This window comes from Streptomyces sp. NPDC058459 (assembly GCF_042721685.1).
Classification (GTDB): domain Bacteria; phylum Actinomycetota; class Actinomycetes; order Streptomycetales; family Streptomycetaceae; genus Streptomyces.
The window spans coordinates 12054-12350 of record NZ_JBHXLV010000192.1; the positions used below are offsets into that span (position 1 = coordinate 12054).

At 77.8% G+C, this 297-nt stretch carries 1 protein-coding gene; it reads right to left on the reverse strand.

Annotated elements, in window-relative coordinates; genetic code table 11:
- A partial coding sequence (locus ACFWN1_RS26640; protein ID WP_384366955.1) for a hypothetical protein occupies positions 1-297 on the reverse strand: 297 nt, incomplete at both ends.

Genomic DNA, 297 nt, shown 5'->3' on the forward strand with positions numbered 1-297 from the left:
GGCAGCGGTGGTGGCGATCGCTGCCTGGCGCTGGGCCTCGGCAGCCTCGCCCTGAGCCACTCCCGAGGCCGAGGTGGCGGCCTGGGCGGCGGCGGTGGCGGCGGTTGCCGCGGTGCGGGCCGCTGCGGCGGCATCCCGCCCGGCCTGTGCGGACTGCTCCGAGGCCTTGGCCGCCTCGTCGGCCGCGGCGGCTGTGGCGTAGGCCTTGGCGGCGGCGTCGCGGGCGGCGACGGCGGCGTTCTTGGCCTCGTTGGACTTGGACGCGTCCTTCGACGCCGCGATCGCGGAGTTGTAGGC